We start from the raw sequence: 18,758 nt of genomic DNA, 5'->3' as shown, positions 1-18,758 counted from the left end.
CCCTCTCCTATCCTATCAGGAAGCATTTATTATTAAGTCTTTCACATATCTGGATTTTTTTATCTTTATCCAGTTTTTGTGCAAGACCATTTTTTCCACTTCCAAGTGTATTAAAAATTAAATTTCTATTACTTTTAATTTCCGACTGTTTACTCCCGAAAATCATATAATAGTATTCTCGCATTACATCATTCTTTTCAATCCATACCAGTTCATCCAGACTTCTTTGTAAGAACTTTTTATACATTTCATTATGGGTTGAATTTATTTTATGTTTTAAATATTCCTGCTGAACCATTGTTTTACACGGAAAATTCATGGCCATGATTTTAATATCGCCGGCGTACATTTTATACAATTTTGTAAATTTCATGATGTCATATTCAACTTCATCATCAGCTGAGCTCACAAGGTCTTTTGTTGTGATTTGAATTAAATCCATATATGTATTATCTTTCATAATGAAACAACCTAAGTCATCATCGTAATAAGAAATTTCAATAATATCCTTTGTGGTTTTATCTACACCTGAAGAACTTTTTTGCTTATCTCTGTCTTTATTCTTCTTCATTATCAGCCTCGCTTTCCAGTTTCATTGAAACATTCATTTCTGCTTTATACACGTCCATATCCCTTCTTAGGAATAAAATTAGTGCCTCATAATTTCTTCTTCTCCTGTTAGTTCTGCTTTTGGAAGTAAGCCATAAGGCACATACAAGAGAATAAATGTAGTATGGCATTTTCAATCCACTTGAAACAATATTTCCAAAAATAGCTGAAATACAGAAAAAAACAAAGATGAAAAATAAATCAAATAAATATATGTTTCCATAAAGTTTTGTTTCACTTTTTGTTTCTTCTAACGACATAAATTGAAATTCCATTAATCATCACTATCCTTTCCTGTTTCTCTAAATACCTGTTTTTTTATTTCATTAGCTTCACTTTTTCTGTTCACATTTGAAACCTTTTCTGTAACTCCATAACTTTCTTTTACTGAAGTTTGTCCTTTCCCAAACTGTGTCATTTTCTGTGTATTATTTATATTAGATGATTTAACCTGATAATCTCCGCTACTCATGTATTTTTCAAATCCCGAACTTGTGTTTAATGTTCCTCGTTTATTATTACTGAAATTTATGCCTGAATCTTTTGCATCAAGTTCATCATCCATCTTCTTTGTACTTGAAATATCTCCACTGTTATTTCCTAATGGATCCATTCCGTTTAATGTGTCAGCTATCATTTTTTCATGATTAGAGTCAGCAACTGCATTATCATCCATATCTCCTGTTCTGCCATCAGCATTTACATTTTCAGAAAGTGAATCTGATGCTGCTTGTTTGCTTTCACCATTATTTTCGCTGTTGTTGTTTTCTAAATTACTGTTTCTGTCACTATTTTCATTATTATTTTCTTCTGTAGAATTATTTTCATCTGCATTGTTAAATTGAGCTCCAACATCCTGACTCATATCATTTTGGTTATTATCATTTTTTTCATTTAAATTGGAATTGCCTGCTCCCATAGCTGCAGTTGCCGCTGTTGCTCCAAAAGCTTTTTCTGCAGAAGCATCTTTCCCAAATGCTGTCTGAGCAGCTTTCTTCCCAAGACCTGCGGTTTTGCTGACTGCTCCTCTTGCAGCTCCATAAACTGCTCTCCCCATATTTGTAGCCATGTTTGTTCCATACATAACACTCATCATTTTCGATAGACCATCCGAAATTCCTACATCTTCTCCTGTAAGTTTTTGTACAATATTTGGTCCGTCTATTACCGCTAAAGCTACAAAAAACAGCATTATAGCTTTAGTAAATCCATCCCATGTCTTAGCTGATATGAAAGTTGTAACAAGCAAATATAATTTAACTGATACCAATGCTAAAATAATCATAATGTAACTATTTTTAATTCCATCCAGAATCTTAAGTGTTTTTTGACCATTTGTAATATTTGGAGAATACAGCATTGCAAGTATTTCCTGAAAAACAACTTCAAAAAAAGTTCTCACTACTTTATATGTAAAAAATATAAATATAATTGTTATTGCAAGTATTTGAAGTATCGCTGAAACCCAGTCTACTGAATATCTGTAATAGTATGTATTCAATAAATCTGTCCATGCCACGCCATCATAACATTCATTCAATATTGTTTTTTCGTTTCCATTTTCATCATACAAATCTGTCTTGTAATATTGCATGATAATTTTACTTTCATCCTTAACATCATCAGGTTTTACTACTTCATTAATGTCCATTGATTTCCATGACTTTTTAGTTATCGGAGTTTTAACATTTGCATATTTTGTGCCATCAGCATTTTTTTCTCCGATATTTTCCAAACCTGCTATCGAATCAATGTACAATAAATCATGCACATTATTTCCAAGTATGTCATAAACTGTTTCCTGAGATACAGTACCTAAAATTTCACTACGAACCTGTTTTGACAACAATGTATTCATTTGAGATACCATCCATGTCATACTTGTTACAACTAAAATTCCAACACATAAATTTGTTACAATTTTAGGTTTCTTATCAGCATTAAAAACAAGATTAACACCAAGCCATGCCATCGATACTGACAAAAGGGCAACCCATACAACTTTATATTCATTTATATAATCCTGTACTGCTGAATAATTAGTAAAATCTATCATTCCAAACGATTTATCAAACAATCCTGATGCAGCATCCGCAATCATGACTATAAATTTTAAGAGCCCCATTCCAATAGTTCGTAATATGTTGTCTGCCACATTATTCTGCTTGAACAGTTCTCCATAATTATCATAAATCTTTTTAAGTGCATCAGATGCCTGATCTAAATTATTTGAAAGTGCATATACCTGATTCTTCATTAGGAATACAGTCATTAATAATGACGAAATCAAAAAAATCATCATTTTTTTTCTATTATTTTTAGCTTTATTTTCAGTTGAAATCTGTATCATATTTCACTTCCTATCTTTATCATGGAAAGTAATGCATCTCTTTCTTCTGTTCCATTCACTTTTCTAAAAATTAAATCGGTAAATTCAACAATACTCATTGACTTGTCTATATTTCCTAAAATTTTTTCTCCAGCCTGTATTACTTCTTGCGAGTTTGATAAGTTTTCTATTGTCATCTTTTCATTTATATCTTCCATCGCATTTTGTTGTATCCACATAAGAGACACCTTAAAATCCCATATACGTTCTTTTAAATTAATGTGACTTCTGTCTTCACTGTTAATTTCGTATAAATCTATTTCTCCCGGATTTGGGAATGTATCTGTCAGATACTCATATCTGTACAAAAATCTTTTACCGGATTCTTCAGAATTAAATATCGGTGTAGGTTTAATTCTACTTTTTTCTAAATCTTCACGTTTCATAACTCGCTTAACGACACATTCACCGGGTTTTAATTCCATTAGTTGGTTTTTATTTAATAATGGTTTATCCTGCGTATTTTCCATAAAATGTTTGTGAGTTGATAATTTTTCACCGGAACGCTGCATATCCACTATTGTTTCATTACCAAGAAGCTCTGAAAAATCCTGAGCTGTTTCACCATCATTTGTCAGAATATATATCTGATTACCACAATTTCCTCTAATCGTTTTACTTCCTTCTCCATAAAGTTTTGTCATTTGAGAATAACTTTGAATAAAAATATCAAACGAAATATTTCGGCCAAGGCATACCGTAATTATATTTTCCATGTTTTCTATGGCTGGCATATTTCCAAACTCATTAACCATAAATTTAACGTGTCTTGTGCATTTACCACTTTTACTTCTGGTTGCTTTTTTTGCCAAAACAAAATAAAGTTGTCTGATAAATACTGTTGCCATAAAATGTTTAGAACTATCATAATCAGGAAGACCTAAAAACACTGCCACCGGTTTTTCTCCGTAACCTATATCTTCAAGATTAAAACTACTTTCAGCTGTCATTTTAGCCATGTTTTCATATGTAAATGTTGTTAATTTTGAAAGCATAACTGAAAATATTGACGCTTTTGTTCGGTCTCCTGATATCTCAACACCCGCATATTTAAGTTTTGCTCTATTTAATGGTGGTCTCCTACTGAAATATTCATCAAGTGCTGTTATTTCCGAATTATCCGGTTCTATCTTCATACGTGCAAGTTCCGTAAAAGTATTAATAATTGAATACATGTTTACTTTCTTCAGGTTTTCATGTATCAGTTCGTATTCTTCTTCTTTTGGAAGATAACGGATATCTGTATTTAAAATTAATTCCTTATTTTCTTTTTTTGCTTTTCTATATATTTCAAGCGCTGCTTCTTTTCCTTTTTCATTTAATTCATCAAAAGCCTTTCTTTTTTCCATCCATGCCGTGTATCTTCTATTGTTTTTTATTTCATCCAACTTAATACAGTCTTCAAGGTGTGCAAGAATAAGTGACACAAGAAGATTTGTTGATGCATCATTCCAAAATCTGTCCGTATTTGCAGGCTCATCAGGATTAAATATTGAAAACGCAAATGCCTGAGCAAGAAGTTCCGCATTTTCAAAATCACCCTGAATACAAAGTTTTACTATCATGTCTAAAGGATTAAATCCCGCTGAATGAAGCGGATCATCAAAATTTAACAGATACACTTCATATCCTCTTTTTTCCAATGTTTTTTTTGAAGATTTATATGTTTCTAATTTTGGATCATTAACTATAAGTGAAGTCTTTATTTCAGCTCTTGAATACTCATCTACTTCTGGGAAAACATACATTTCATCTTTTCCAGAACGTGTTATTCCTATAATAAGGTTATTTACCGGGCTTCTGTCTATATACAGTTTTTTTCCCATTCTTGAAATAATTGTTCCACCCTGCCCTGGAAATTCTACATCTCTGTCTGGGATTTCTTCATACTGTTCTTTGATTTCTTCATTAGTTGTCCATCTACTGTCACCCTTTTGGCCAATATTAAAGTATTCTTCTGACCACGCCACTTTCATCTTGTAAGCTGTATATATATTTAAAATTGCAAGTACTACAATTATTGTTATCAATAGTGTTAAATATACTGAACTGAATTCTTTTATTATTTTGAAATCAGGCAATATATTTCCAATATTCCAATACCGTCTCGGGTTATCTAAATCCTGCAGTACTTTTGGAATTTTTACAATTGAATTGAAAAGAAAATTTCCCGCAAAAAAGAAAAATATGTCTTCTATCGCAATTATGGTAACTATTACTTCTGTTCTGCTCAAAAATCTCTCTATCTGCATTACTTTCTTTGGCTTGTTTAATTCATGATTTTTTTTCATAGTATCTTTTCCAATTAATCTCTTTTAATTATTTCAACTAATACGTTCCCTTTTTCTGTTTCCAAACTGATATCTCTTATGTTTTTAACTTCTTTTCTGTATTTCAAATACTTTATAATAATTTTCATTTCTTCATTCATACGTATTATCCTTTCTTAATCCTGCCACCTTTTAAGTGGCAGGTTAAATTTTCTAGAATGTTAATTTTTCCCAAACCCAGTTTGCGAAATTCATTGTACCGTATACTCCCATTGTGCCAGCTATAATTGACCACCAGTGATTTTTTGCAAACTCTTTAGTTTTATTACTAGGAATAGCTAACGCTACAAATATTACAAAAAAACCAATGATAGGAAGAACATATCCATATTCTGCCGCTCCTGAAACCATATTTTTAATACCATTTGCAAAAGTATCCATTTTTTCTTCTCCTTTCCACTGTCTAACATGGCATTTAACAAAATTCGTGATATATATTTTTCCAATGCATGTTTCGTATTATGTTTGTTCTCAGACTGTTACTTAATTTTGTGGAATTTATCCACCTTACTTCGCCTTTTTGGCTTTAAATATATAATGAATAGAATACCGGAGATTGTAATTGCCAAAAGGATAATTCCAACCCTGTAAACAATTTTTTTAATTGTGGGTTTATCTGTCTTTATCAATTCCTTATACACTGCTGTTTGTTGTATCGTATATTCATATTCTCCAGTCTCCTGCTTTACTGTTGCCTCATATGTTGAAATATATGAATATTCTTTTTTAACCTCTGACTTACTGTAACCTTCATAGTTAACCCTGTAATGTGGTATCTTTTTCTTTATTTCTACCCTAAGTTTTCTTGTATACATACCATTTTTTCTATGGGCTGTGCCTTTCCAATAACTGTCTCCAACTTTGTAATTTTCTTCATCTACGCCAATACTCTTTAGTATTTCACTCTCATATCCTTTTAAAGGATTATCTGAATTACCATCTATTTCATTTCCATTCCACTCATAGTAATTCTTATTTGATGATGTAAATGCGAAATCAATGTAACTTTTCTGCCAGCTGCTTGCTTTCAATTTTTTCATTCCTGTCTTTTTACAAACTGCTGTTACTCCGTTCGCACTAAATGATTTACTTGTTGGTGCACTCAATGCCTCATTCTTATTGTCAAAATCAAGATACCCTGTTACAAGTCTTCCTTTTTTTTCACTTACAGTTTCTTCATTTCTTTGTGTATCAATGAGCTGATATGTAACATCATCCTTTACAATTTCTTTCCGTGGTTCATATTCTTCATTATCCGTTTTCTTTGTTAATGTAATTTTTTTCTTTGTTTCCTCTTCTATTGCTTTCTTATCAATAACTTCATATATAATGTCTTGTAATTCATATTCTTTTCCATTTTCAGCAATCTTTTCTTCAGGATTGTTTCCCTTATCGTTTTCGTCATTGCTTGTATATGAATATTGTCTTGTAATTGTTTCAGCCTCACTGCCATAGGTGCCGATGGCACCCATGACAAATGTGGCAAATATTAAAAGGGGAAAAATTGAAACCTTTACATTATTTAACATTTCTTTCCTTTCTTAATTTGATTCCTGTATAGCCTGCACATGCTGCTGAGCCCATGAAACTCATAAGCCAGAACCATATATTACTCATGTCTCCGGTCTTTGGTGCTTTAGCTCCCGAATCACTCCAAGTTGGCGTTGATGGTGTTGCATCACCGCTTCTTTTATCTTTGATTTTGATAATCTGCTCTTTATCTGTGTCTTTTACCGTAAATTTAATTTTCTTAGCCTTGTCATATCCTTTAGGGGCTTTTGTTTCTTCAACTACATATGTTTTTCCGGCAATAAGTTTTCCTTTAATTGTCGCCTCGCCTTTTTTATTTGTTGTTACCTTTGCAACGATTTTGCCTTTAAGTTTAAATACAAACTCTGCTCCGGAAAGTCGTTTCTTTGATTTACTGTCAATCTTAATCAGCTTAACCTTTATCTGCTGATCAACCATATGCACCTGTTGAACAACACCTGTATCTGCAATGGTAAATTCAATGCTGTTTGCTGTAGCGAATCCATTAGCCGGAATTCTTTCTGTTAATATGTATGTTTTTCCAACAATTAATTTACCTTCAATCATGTGCTGTTCCTTACCTGAAGTCCATTCATCTATGACCATTCCTGTTTCCTTATCCTTAACATTAAGAATTGCTCCGACAAGTTCCTTTTTGCCTGTTACTCCGGTTTTAGAAATACTAACCTTAGTTGTATCATCAGCCATGATTATCTTATTTTCCTGATTTGTTCCATAACTTCCATCTGCATTTTTAATTACTGCGTCTGTCTTAATGTTACCTTCTGCGTCTTTACCTTCAACGAGCTTAAATGTAATACTTTCAGCTGTAACAAACCCATCAGCCGGTTTTGTTTCTGATAATGTATACTCTTCATCATGAAGTAAACCACGTACCACAAGATATCCTTCTGAATTAATTTCAGTTCTAAGATTTGAATAACCTAATTCATCTGCTTTATCAGTAACAACAATGCTTGTACTGTCTCCGGTAATCCAACTTATAATTACATTACCCTGCTTATCTGTAATATTCATTGTTGCACCGGGAAGTAAGCCACTGTCTGCAAGTTTAACTTTAAGGAACTCTGCTTCTGTAGATAGGTTTTCTTTTACCTTCTCTACAGTAATTTCCTTTGTGTTTTGATCCTTGTATTCCAAATGAACCGGTATCGGTTCTTCATCTATGTAATAACTGTTAGAAATCTTACTTTCCAAGAAATAATAATCTCCACTGTTAAGCCCCTTGTTATCCTTAGAGTCCTTATCGTATTTTTCACTCATAAGTGGAAGATCCATAGTAACCTTAGCAATGCCGTCCTTATCAGTCTTTACTGTTGTAAGAAGTGTATCTGCCTTTACAATCACTTCTCCATCAGCATTGTATATGTCATCTTTTGTGTATAAGTTAAACATTGTATTTGGAACTGCAATATTTGCTTTTGCATCTTTCTTTACAACCTTAAGTGCCGGTTTTGCTCTGTCATTTTTAACATTAAGTACACTGTCTTCGTCTGTATCTTTAGTGCTGTTGTAAACTACGTCTTTAGTTGAATCGTCCCACTTAAATTCAATGTCCCATGAATTTTTATCAGGTATAACAAGACCATAGAGTGTTTCTTCTTCCTTTACTGTATACTTGCCAAGTGGAAGATATATGGTTACTGCTCCATTTTCAGAATCAACTGTTGCAGTTGTGATGTCACTGCAGGTTTTGGTAAATTCTGCTCCCTCTCCGGTTACTATTGATGCTACTTTTTCTCCTTTATCAAACCAGTTAGTTCCCTGATTATCCTGAGTTACTATGTCCTCTGCGGCGTAAATGACAAACTTTTGTCCTTTGACATAATCAGTTTTAAAATTAAATTTGTTGTTTTCAGGTTCTGAAACATCATGACTAAAACTCTTTAATACTTCTCCTGACTTAGTTAAGGTAAATCTTCCTTTAGCTTCCTTATTAACGTACTCAATCGTAATTAACGCATGACTGTTTCCTTCGGAATCGGTATAACTTGTATAATTACTGTTCTTACTGTTAATTTCTACTTCAATATACTTATCCTTAATGTATAATCCTGAAGCAGAATCAACTTCATATATTTTGTATTTTCCTGGCTTTAATGCCTTAACAGTCATTACTTCACCGGATTCATCAGTCACATATGTATCTACATCAACAAGCTTGTTTCCATTTGAATACTGCTGAATTATCTGTGTTTCACTTCCATCTTCTCCAACCTTAAATATCTGATACTTTGTATTTGGTTTCAAAACTGTTTCAGAAGTATCTCCGTCTTTTTTAATAATCTTAATAAATGCCTCAAACGGCTTATTGTTATAAAGTTTTACATATGTCTTTCCGTTTAAATTTAAATCAGTAATGTCTTTAGCAATTTCAATTTCCTGATCGTCTATCATTTCCGTATCATTTCCACCTGTGGAGGTCTGATGAATAACATATGTTCCATAATAAAGATATCCGTCATGTGCATTAACTGATGTTCCACTTCCATCCTTACCAATTGTCAGAGTAGCTCTTTCATATTCATCACACGCTTCATAACTTCCTTTGCTTTTTAGATAAATCTGAAATTCTGCACCCTCTTCAAACTGTGCAGGTCCGGTCGAACCGTCTGTTGTTGTTTTAAATATCTGAACTTTTCCAAATGTAGGCTGTTCATATGCTTCAACCGTCTGTGTATTTGCTGTATACTCCTGAACATACTGTGTTGCATCTGCCTTAATTTCAAAAATCTGTCCTGATACAAAATAACCTTCAGGATTTTTTATTTCTTTTAAATAATATGTTTTTCCTGACTGAAGGTAATCTGTTTCGAAATGACCATTAACCACTGTGTAAGGTGATGCTACTTTCGTAGTTCCGTCTGCATTATATACAGTAGCTTCATAACTGCATGTCGGATTTCCATACAACTGATATACGGCACCATCTAATACAGCATCTCCATGAGCCTTTCCATCAGATGAATAATTATCCTTCTTAACTACATTTACAGATACTTTTTTGTAATTGTTTCTGATTTCAAGTCTTGCCTGAAACTGATCTTCAATGGCTCCCTCATCGTCTGCCCACCAACTGTTATTTCCGTTTATGCTAAGTGTAACCTTTTTGCCTGCAACATTAATACTGTCACCTGAAAGAGATGTTGCAGTAAAATATCCGTCATATATATTTGCATTATTAGCAGATATTTCTTCAATTTCATATGAACAGTTTGCCGCAGCCTTTTGGTCAATTGCATCGGCATATGCCAAATCCCACGCACTGTTTTCAGTCAAATCAGATGCAAACAGATATCCATTCTCTTTCAATTCAGCCTTAGCTGCTTTTTTGTCATCTGCACTCATTTTTTTCAAATCATCTGCACTGTAATAGTAGTAATCTTTTGACTGAATGTTATAAGTGAAGTAGCAGCTGATGTTACCGGATGAATCTGTATTTAATGTCATTTCCGTTACAGCATCTTCTCCGTTTTCTGCACCGTCCGTCATTCCATAGCCCTCAAATTTTTCTAATTCCTTTGTATTGAGTGCTGTAATTTTAAATGTCGCATTAGCTAAAGGAACCCTCGTTTCAGAATATTTTGTAAAATTAATTTTCTGCTTGTACTGTTCCTTAACATTTAATGGTATCGGTTCATAAGTTGGTTTATTTGTTGCCTTAATATAGAGTAACCTCTGTATGCTGTCCTTTTTGGAACTGGTTCCCGAATAAGTCCATGTTTTTATGGTTGCTGTAACTTCCCCACTGCCTCCAAAAATTTCACTGTATAATTGTTTTGCAGTATTACTGTCATAATATCCTGTATTGGTTCTCACCTGTTTGATAACACCTGTTAATTGTTCTTCTGAAGTCTGTCCTTCTTCAATAGCCCATATGAGTGTTTGAGAATAAACATATGCTTTATCAGATCGTTTTTTCGTCTGGTCAAACCAATATGCAACTCTTGCTTTCAGTGCTCTTCCTGTATTATTGCTTGAACTTGAAATTGTTTCTTCTTCGGATGATGTATATGAATATCCTGTATAACAAGATTTTCCAAGATCCATGCAAAATACTGCATCATTTCCAATTTTAATTTTATGCCACTGTCCGGACTCGCTTTTACTTCCAATATTAACGGTTCCCAGATTTCCAAGATTTGCAAATGCAGCCGTGCCTGTATCAGCTGCTTTAACATTCTTTAAATCCAAACTTCCTGCCGGAACAACTCCAATGATCAGCATTATTGCTAAAATCATCGCTATCGTTTTTCTTAACTTCCTTATGCATTTCATTTTCAACTCTTTCCTTTCTCGTATGATTATTGTTTTGTGACTTAGCAAAGGAGAGTCTCTCCCCTTTATCAGATATCGTTTTTCTTTCTTCATTTCTTACTCCTTTTATGCAATAAAAAAGCAGTCCATTTCTGAACTGCTTAAACTCTCTTTATTAACTTCTTATTATATAATTAATACAGAAAACTGTAATCTACTGTATAGCATTCTCCATCATTAGATTTATGAGTGCTTGCATTTTGTCGTGTATCGATAAAGATTGAACTCCATATTCTTCCTGAATCACTGTTACAAATACAAGCTATTGCACCAATCGTATAATCAGCATCAATAATATTACTATAATGCCCTGCCGATGATTTCCATGCCTTCATCACTTTCTTTGGTGTATTAAATGAACCAGCTATATTTTCTCCTGATGACAAACTTAACAATTTTGCACTTTTATCATCTGCTTTATTTTGTATAAATACATCATAAATATTATCTCTGAAATTCTCATGTGAAAAATATTCTTTTGTATACATATCATAGCATCTTCTTTTTGCTGCTTCATATATAACATCATTCCACTTTAGTTCTGGAACGCCTGCTAACTTTCTATAATTATTTTGAATTATAAAAGTCTCTTCAGATGCATATTTATCGTAAAATTCTTTATAATCTCCACCAATTTTTTTCTTACCATATGTATCTTTAACCGTAATGTTATACACTTTTGAATACTTTCCATACTCTTTTTCGACAGATACATTTTTATAAGTTCTCACTTTTAATTTTACATGTGAACCGCTTAATAATCCTGTAAGTATACACGAATTCTTCTTTGTTGTCTTAATTTTCGTCCAACATTTCTTTGCGACTTCATATCGATACACTTCATAACCTGTAACATTAGATAATTTTTTCCATGATATTTTTAAACCGTATTTGTATAGAATTTTTTCTTTACTATTCTTAAATGGTCTATACTTTTTAAAAACTGTTTTCTTTTTTAATCCAGTTACTTTTTTAAGTGTTACATTCTCAGAAAATTTTGTTGTTGATTCTTCTGTTGCCTTTTCACTTACAGTATTTTCATTATCTATAATAATTTCCTTTGTAGCTCTGTTTACAAGTCGTATCAAATTTCCATTATTATCAAAATAAGCTATTGTACCCGATTCCTCTGAACTGATGAATCTGTACCCTGTTGTTTTTTCATATCCACCTGCATATGTTATTACGTCTACCTTATTTCCATTTAAATCATATGTCTCTTGTGCTTTTACCTGACAGTTTAATATTAAACTAATTACAAAAATAAATGTAATTCCTGTTAGTATTTGTTTTAACTTATTCATGTAAATCCCTCCCTCACAATCGGTTGAAAATTCATATCGATGTGTTATAATGAACTTAAACAGAGAACTGAAAGCTGGGTGAAAACCTAGCCGCCGGTTGATTGTTAGTTACAAAAAATAACGTCCCACATCATTGCCGAGACAGGGGCGTTATTTTTTTGCATTAATGACAGCTAATACAAGTGTAATAACAGTGCAAATCATAATTACAAAGTTGAATAAATCTCCATATGTAACCATTGGCATCAGCTCCCTTCATATGTATTCCGGCAGCCGATATATCGCCCCTTCAGTTCCCCATCTAAGTTCACTATTGTTTCAATCTGAATCTTATCTAATTTCTGTTATCCAATTATAATATATTTTGGTGTTAAATAATAGGTATAGATTATCAGTTTAAACAATTCATTCTATTCTGTTTTCAATGTGCATTTATGTTAATTATTTCTTTGGCTTATCGTTTGTTACTTTCACTTCTTTATTATTACTTAAAAGTGCATCTATAACTTCCTGTTTTGTTAATTTACTGTTTCTCATTGCTTACTCCTTTTATTTCAACGAAAACTGCGCCTTCTCTGCGCTATATCGTTTTTCATTTTTTATCCACCCAAGATTGTACTCTTGTTGCAGTTCAAGAGATGTTATACCCACTGCTTCACATATTTCTTTTCTCGAAGCTCCAGTGCGTTGCATGTCTTCAATCAGAACTCTTTCGTCATATGATAATTTTGCTCTGGACATTGCTATCTCCTTCCAAATTTATATTTCTATTACATTACCGGAAATTAACGTATTCATTTTGTTTTAAATTAGTTGATTGTCTTGAAAAATGCTTGATTTGCAGGCATATTCGCAGGTTTGCAGATTGATTTTACTACTCATTTACTACTTTTAACGAATTGAGCCTTGATATGCAAAAAGCACCTGCGGACTGCCGGATAGACCGCTGCACCACCTTACGCGGCACGTCGAAAAGAAAAAATAAAATAAGCACCACCTATAAGGCGGCGTTTCTCACTCCTACACAGGAGAACAGGAACGCTGCTTTTTTTATGCCCTCGTGTTACGCAGTAAGGGCAAACAAAGCCTTGATTTATGCGGCTCTTAGAGCGTGGAAATGAGAAAGACAAGGGTTGATACCTTTTCCCTCAAAACCGCGTTTCTACTGCGTAACAAATCCAACGAAAAGGAGTGACGAAGCTATGGCAGTTTTCCGCGTGGAAAAGAACAAAGGTTATACCGTTATGAGCAACCACCATTTACGCAACAAGGAGCTTTCCTTAAAGGCAAAGGGCTTGTTGTCGCAAATGCTCTCACTTCCCGAAGATTGGGACTACACCCTTGCAGGACTGTCCCTTATCAACCGGGAAAAGATTGACGCTATCCGGGAAGCAGTACGGGAACTGGAAAATGCCGGATATATACAGCGTTCAAGGGAACGTGATGAGAAAGGATGCTTACGCGGTACAACGTATGTTATCTATGAGCAGCCGCCTAAGTTGGATTTACCTACATTGGAAAAACCAACATTGGATAATCCAACATTGGAAAAGCCTATGTTGGAAAAACCTACGTTGGAAAATCCAACGCAATTAAATAAAGAACTATTAAAGACTAACTTACCAACAAAAGAAAAATTAAATACAGATATATTAAGTACCCATTCCATTCCTTTCCATTCCCTAAATCCCTTTCCCTTAGAGGACGCGGCACAGCCGCCGGAACGGAAGCGAAAGGAAACGACAGACGCATATCGCGTGTATGAGGAAATCATCAAGGACAATATCGAGTACGACTATCTGATACAGGACAGATACCTTGACCGGGACAGGATAGAGGAAATCCTTGCCCTTATTCTTGAAACCGTCTGCACCAAACGAAGAACAATCCGTATCGCCGGGGACGACCACCCGGCAGAGCTTGTAAAAGCAAAATTTATGAAACTGAACAGCGAACATATCCGCTTTGTACTGGACTGTATGCAGGAAAACACCACCAAAATCCGCAACATCAAGCAGTACATGAAAGCTGCCCTTTTCAATGCCCCGTCTACGATTGGCAGCTATTACACGTCCCTTGTATCTCACGATATGTACGGCGGGCGCACTATCCAGTCGGCAAGAAGCAAGGGCATACCCGATTACACCTGCAACGAGGGCGAAAGCCTGTAAACCAACCTAAAGGAGGATTTTATGATGACACAGAGAACAGGAGCTTTGATTTTTGATGAAACCGCTGACCGCTACGACATTCGCTTTGACGTAAACGACTATTACGGGGGTTTGCATTGCGGCGACTGCATGGAGGTCTTTGTGCGGGGCAAATGGAAGCCTACCCGTATGGAGTACGGGGACAACTGGTATCTTGTAGGTATTCGGGCGGCAGACCTTTCCGGGCTGCGGGTACGGATTTAACAGGGCGGCGTGAAAGCGGACGCTCTTTTTTTCATGCCCGCCCCGCTTCCCGGCGGCGGGCATACCACCATAGAACACGAAAGGAGGACACCCATTGCAGGAGGAAACCAACGAAAAGACCATAGCCCTTTACATCAAGACCGGGAAGCTGACGGCGCAGCAGCTCCAAAAGGCTATGAAAGCCCTGCTTGCACAGATGAAAAAGCAGCATGACAGACAGAAAATCCCGCATGGAAAGCAGACCCTAAAGCAGCTTATGAAGCAGAACGCGGGCGTTTCCAACATTGAAATCACAAAGGACAATATCAAAGCCTTTGAGAGTACGGCGAAAAAATACGGGATTGACTTTGCCCTAAAGAAAGACAGCACCGAAACCCCGCCCCGCTATCTTGTGTTTTTCAAGGGACGGGACGCGGACGCACTGACCGCAGCTTTCAAGGAGTTTTCCGCAAAGAAACTGACGCAGGAACAAAAGCCCCCTATCCGAAAGCTGATTGTTTCCCTCAAAGAAAAGGCGGCGGCTCTGAACACACAGCGGGACAAAGTAAAAAACAAAGACAGGGGGATTGCAAGATGAACGCTATCAACTGGAAAAAACTGCTGCTTCCCAACATTCCCTATCTGTTCTTTGTGTATCTTTTTGATAAAGTCGGGCAGGCGGTACGCCTTTCGCCGGGGGCTGACCTGTCCGGCAAGGTGTTGTCGCTTGGGGAGGGATTTTCTATGGCTTTTGCAAACCCGCTTCCGAGTTTTGCCCCTATGGATTTGCTTATCGGTATTGCGGGGGCTGTCCTTATCCGGCTTATGGTGTACTTCAAAGGCAAGAACGCGAAGAAATACCGGAAAGGTATCGAATACGGCTCTGCCCGTTGGGGGACTGCCGAAGATATTAAGCCCTACACCGACCCGGTATTTCAGAATAACGTGCTGCTGACGCAGACGGAACGGCTTACCATGAACAGCCGCCCGAAGCAGCCGAAGTATGCAAGGAATAAAAATATCCTTGTTATCGGGGGAAGCGGCAGCGGAAAGACGAGATTTTTCGTGAAGCCCAACTTAATGCAAATGCACAGCAGCTACGTTGTAACCGACCCGAAAGGAACGGTTTTAGTCGAGTGCGGGAAGCTCTTACAGCGGGGCGGCTACCGGATAAAAGTGCTGAACACGATTAACTTCAAAAAAAGCATGAAATACAATCCCTTTGCCTATCTCCGCAGCGAAAAAGACATTTTGAAACTGGTAAATACCTTGATTGCCAACACCAAAGGGGACGGGGAAAAAGCCGGGGAGGATTTTTGGGTAAAATCGGAACGGCTCTTTTACTGCGCCCTTATCGGCTACATTTGGTACGAAGCCCCGGAGGAAGAAAAGAACTTCACGACGCTGCTTGAAATGATAAATGCGTCGGAAGCCCGCGAGGACGACCCGGAATTTCAGTCCCCCGTTGACCTTATGTTTGAACGGTTGGAGGAAAAAGACCCGGAACACTTTGCCGTCCGGCAGTATAAGAAATTCCTGTTATCTGCGGGAAAGACACGAAGCTCTATCCTCATTTCCTGCGGTGCGCGGCTTTCCCCTTTTGACATTAAGGAACTGCGCGACCTTATGGAAACTGATGAAATGGAGCTTGACACCATAGGCGACCGTAAGACCGCTCTGTTTGTCATTATCAGCGACACCGACGATACTTTTAACTTTGTGGTATCAATCCTTTACACACAGCTTTTCAATCTCCTTTGCGACAAGGCAGATAATGAATACGGCGGCAGGCTGCCCGTCCATGTGCGCTGTCTGTTAGACGAATTTGCAAATATCGGGCAGATACCGAAGTTTGAAAAGCTCATAGCCACCATACGAAGCCGGGAAATCTCCGCGTCGATTATCTTACAGTCGCAAAGCCAGTTAAAGGCAATCTATAAGGACAACGCCGATACCATAGCCGGCAACTGCGACACCACCCTTTTCTTGGGCGGCAAGGAGAAAACCACCCTCAAAGAAATGTCGGAAATCTTGGGGAAAGAAACCATTGACAGCTTCAACACTTCCGAGAACCGGGGGCGCGAGGTATCGCATGGGCTGAACTATCAGAAGTTAGGCAAGCAGCTTATGACGGAAGATGAAATTGCAGTCATGGACGGCGGGAAATGTATCTTGCAGCTACGAGGGGTGCGCCCGTTCTTCTCTGATAAGTATGATATTACAAAGCATCCCAACTATAAATACCTGTCCGACTATGACAAGAAAAATACCTTTGATATGGAAAAGCATTTAAGGCGCAGACCCGCCCTTGTGAAGCCGGACGAACCCTTTGACTATTACGAAATCAGTGAAGCAGATTTGCAGGAGGACACCGACCATGAATAGACGTATCCGAAAGAAAAAGGATAAGAAAATCACAGAAGCCATAAACGGGCTTATTTTCATTGCCGAGCGACGGGAGCAACAGCGACAGACAGCTATCCGGCAGTTTGTAAAACGGTGTGAAGCCCTGTATGAGCAGCAGCGAAAGGAGGAATTGACGCAGTAACAAAGAAACAGACAACTTACAGAATACGCGCCCCTACTGGAAAATCCATAACGCCCATACTTAAAAACTGAATACCGCCGCGCGGCAGACACATAGGCAGCGCGGGGACTTATGACCGCGGCAGTTACAAAACTGACCGCCGTTTTTTATGCCCTTTTATGGGGCAAGCCGCATTTGCGGCAGAAAGGAGCTTTATGGAATTTTTTAACTCTGCTATCGACGTATTACAGACCCTTGTTATCGCACTGGGCGCAGGCTTAGGCATTTGGGGCGTTATCAACCTCTTAGAGGGATATGGAAACGACAATCCGGGTGCAAAATCACAGGGCATTAAGCAGCTTATGGCGGGCGGCGGTGTTGCCCTTATCGGCACTATCCTTGTACCGCTTCTTTCCGGTCTGTTCGGATAAGTTTACGGAGGGTAGCCTATGGAGAGCATACTTGACGCGATTAACGAATGGATAAAAGAAATCCTTATCGGCGCGATAAACGGTAATCTGTCAACGATGTTCGGGGACGTAAACGAAAAAGTAGGCACCATTGCAGCGGAGGTAGGCAAGACCCCACAGGGGTGGAACGCGAACATTTTCAACATGATACAAAATCTGTCGGAAAATGTGATTGTACCCATTGCGGGGCTTGTCATTACCTATGTCCTCTGTTATGAGCTTATCAGCATGGTAACGGAAAAAAACAATATGCACGACGTTGACACGTTCATGTTCTTTAAGTGGTTTTTCAAAGCCTTTGTTGCCGTTTTCTTGGTAACGCACACCTTTGATATTACTATGGCGGTGTTTGATATGGCGCAGCATATTGTGTCCGGCGCGGCGGGGGTAATCGGCGGCGATACGAATATCGACGTAACCGAAGCCCTTGCCGCCATGCAGGAGGGACTAAAAGATATGGAAATCCCCGAACTACTGTTACTTGTCATGGAAACGAGCCTTGTAAGCCTTTGTATGAAAATCATGTCCGTACTGATAACCGTTATCCTCTACGGCAGAATGATTGAGATATACGCCTACTGTTCCGTTTCCCCTATCCCTTTTGCCACCATGACAAACCGGGAATGGGGACAGATTGGGAACAACTACCTAAAGGGGCTGTTTGCACTTGGTTTTCAAGGCTTCCTCATTATGATATGCGTCGGCATTTATGCGGTTTTGGTAGGCGAAATGGTCTTAGCGGACAACCTGCACAGCGCGATTTTTTCCCTTGCAGCCTATACCGTTATCCTCTGTTTCTCCCTGTTCAAATCCGGCGCACTGGCAAAATCTATATTCAACGCCCACTAAGGGCAGAAAGGAGGTTTTT

At 37.1% G+C, this 18,758-nt stretch carries 17 protein-coding genes; 7 read left to right on the top strand and 10 right to left on the bottom strand.

What is annotated here, in order from left to right; translation table 11 throughout:
* Positions 1-7: 7 nt before the first annotated feature.
* The 10 genes from DWW96_RS09540 to DWW96_RS09500 form a co-directional block, all read right to left on the bottom strand.
* Complete coding sequence (locus tag DWW96_RS09540; protein ID WP_117910229.1) at positions 8-571, bottom strand: hypothetical protein; 564 nt, start codon at positions 569-571, stop codon at positions 8-10.
* A complete protein-coding gene (locus DWW96_RS09535) occupies positions 558-869 on the bottom strand; it encodes a DUF5592 family protein (RefSeq protein WP_147339822.1) in 312 nt (103 codons plus the stop codon). The genes DWW96_RS09540 and DWW96_RS09535 overlap by 14 nt, the downstream gene beginning before the upstream one ends.
* A gap of 14 nt (positions 870-883) precedes the next feature.
* A complete protein-coding gene (locus tag DWW96_RS09530) occupies positions 884-2,959 on the bottom strand; it encodes a pLS20_p028 family conjugation system transmembrane protein (RefSeq protein ID WP_117910227.1) in 2,076 nt (691 codons plus the stop codon).
* The gene (locus DWW96_RS09525) at positions 2,956-5,289 is read right to left on the bottom strand and encodes a VirD4-like conjugal transfer protein, CD1115 family (RefSeq protein ID WP_117910226.1); all 2,334 of its coding nucleotides are present in this window, start codon (positions 5,287-5,289) and stop codon (positions 2,956-2,958) included. The genes DWW96_RS09530 and DWW96_RS09525 overlap by 4 nt, the downstream gene beginning before the upstream one ends.
* 14 nt (positions 5,290-5,303) lie before the next feature.
* The gene (locus DWW96_RS14550; RefSeq protein WP_278286579.1) at positions 5,304-5,429 is read right to left on the bottom strand and encodes a hypothetical protein; all 126 of its coding nucleotides are present in this window, start codon (positions 5,427-5,429) and stop codon (positions 5,304-5,306) included.
* A 52-nt stretch (positions 5,430-5,481) separates the two neighbouring features.
* Positions 5,482-5,709: a hypothetical protein gene (locus DWW96_RS09520; RefSeq protein ID WP_117910225.1), complete on the bottom strand. Its 228-nt coding sequence runs from the start codon at positions 5,707-5,709 to the stop codon at positions 5,482-5,484.
* Between the two features lie 98 nt (positions 5,710-5,807).
* On the bottom strand, positions 5,808-6,857 hold the full coding sequence (locus DWW96_RS09515) for a hypothetical protein (protein ID WP_147339821.1): 1,050 nt from the start codon (positions 6,855-6,857) through the stop codon (positions 5,808-5,810).
* On the bottom strand, positions 6,847-11,157 hold the full coding sequence (locus DWW96_RS09510) for a SpaA isopeptide-forming pilin-related protein (RefSeq protein ID WP_117910223.1): 4,311 nt from the start codon (positions 11,155-11,157) through the stop codon (positions 6,847-6,849). The genes DWW96_RS09515 and DWW96_RS09510 overlap by 11 nt, the downstream gene beginning before the upstream one ends.
* A gap of 173 nt (positions 11,158-11,330) precedes the next feature.
* Entirely contained in the window at positions 11,331-12,500 is a 1,170-nt protein-coding gene (locus tag DWW96_RS09505) for a CAP domain-containing protein (protein WP_117910222.1), read from the bottom strand.
* Positions 12,501-13,049: 549 nt separating this feature from the next.
* Positions 13,050-13,241 (bottom strand): hypothetical protein, encoded by a 192-nt coding sequence (locus DWW96_RS09500; RefSeq protein WP_117910221.1) that lies wholly within the window; start codon positions 13,239-13,241, stop codon positions 13,050-13,052.
* 461 nt (positions 13,242-13,702) lie between these two features.
* Between DWW96_RS09500 and DWW96_RS09495 the strand changes: the two genes are divergently transcribed.
* The 7 genes from DWW96_RS09495 (at position 13,703) to DWW96_RS09470 (ending at position 18,739) form a co-directional block, all read left to right on the top strand.
* Positions 13,703-14,671 (top strand): DUF6017 domain-containing protein, encoded by a 969-nt coding sequence (locus DWW96_RS09495; RefSeq protein ID WP_015529214.1) that lies wholly within the window; start codon positions 13,703-13,705, stop codon positions 14,669-14,671.
* A 24-nt stretch (positions 14,672-14,695) separates the two neighbouring features.
* Positions 14,696-14,914 carry a DUF5348 domain-containing protein gene (locus tag DWW96_RS09490; protein ID WP_015529213.1) on the top strand — a complete coding sequence of 73 codons (219 nt, stop codon included), beginning with the start codon at positions 14,696-14,698 and terminating at the stop codon, positions 14,912-14,914.
* Positions 14,915-15,008: 94 nt separating this feature from the next.
* Positions 15,009-15,491, top strand: a complete 483-nt coding sequence (locus tag DWW96_RS09485) for a PcfB family protein (RefSeq protein WP_107572487.1) — start codon at positions 15,009-15,011, stop codon at positions 15,489-15,491.
* On the top strand, positions 15,488-17,278 hold the full coding sequence (locus DWW96_RS09480; RefSeq protein WP_117443085.1) for a VirD4-like conjugal transfer protein, CD1115 family: 1,791 nt from the start codon (positions 15,488-15,490) through the stop codon (positions 17,276-17,278). Before DWW96_RS09485 ends, DWW96_RS09480 begins: the two co-directional genes overlap by 4 nt.
* Positions 17,271-17,441 carry a hypothetical protein gene (locus tag DWW96_RS14270; protein ID WP_164468384.1) on the top strand — a complete coding sequence of 57 codons (171 nt, stop codon included), beginning with the start codon at positions 17,271-17,273 and terminating at the stop codon, positions 17,439-17,441. Before DWW96_RS09480 ends, DWW96_RS14270 begins: the two co-directional genes overlap by 8 nt.
* Positions 17,442-17,635: 194 nt before the next feature.
* Positions 17,636-17,851 (top strand): Maff2 family protein, encoded by a 216-nt coding sequence (locus DWW96_RS09475; protein ID WP_009906233.1) that lies wholly within the window; start codon positions 17,636-17,638, stop codon positions 17,849-17,851.
* 18 nt (positions 17,852-17,869) lie between these two features.
* Positions 17,870-18,739 (top strand): VirB6/TrbL-like conjugal transfer protein, CD1112 family, encoded by an 870-nt coding sequence (locus DWW96_RS09470; RefSeq protein WP_015529210.1) that lies wholly within the window; start codon positions 17,870-17,872, stop codon positions 18,737-18,739.
* The last annotated feature ends 19 nt before the right edge of the window (positions 18,740-18,758 follow it).

It is taken from the genome of Eubacterium sp. AF17-7, assembly GCF_003461285.1.
Lineage (GTDB): Bacteria > Bacillota > Clostridia > Lachnospirales > Lachnospiraceae > Eubacterium_U > Eubacterium_U album.
This window is presented reverse-complemented; position numbering and strand designations above follow the sequence as displayed.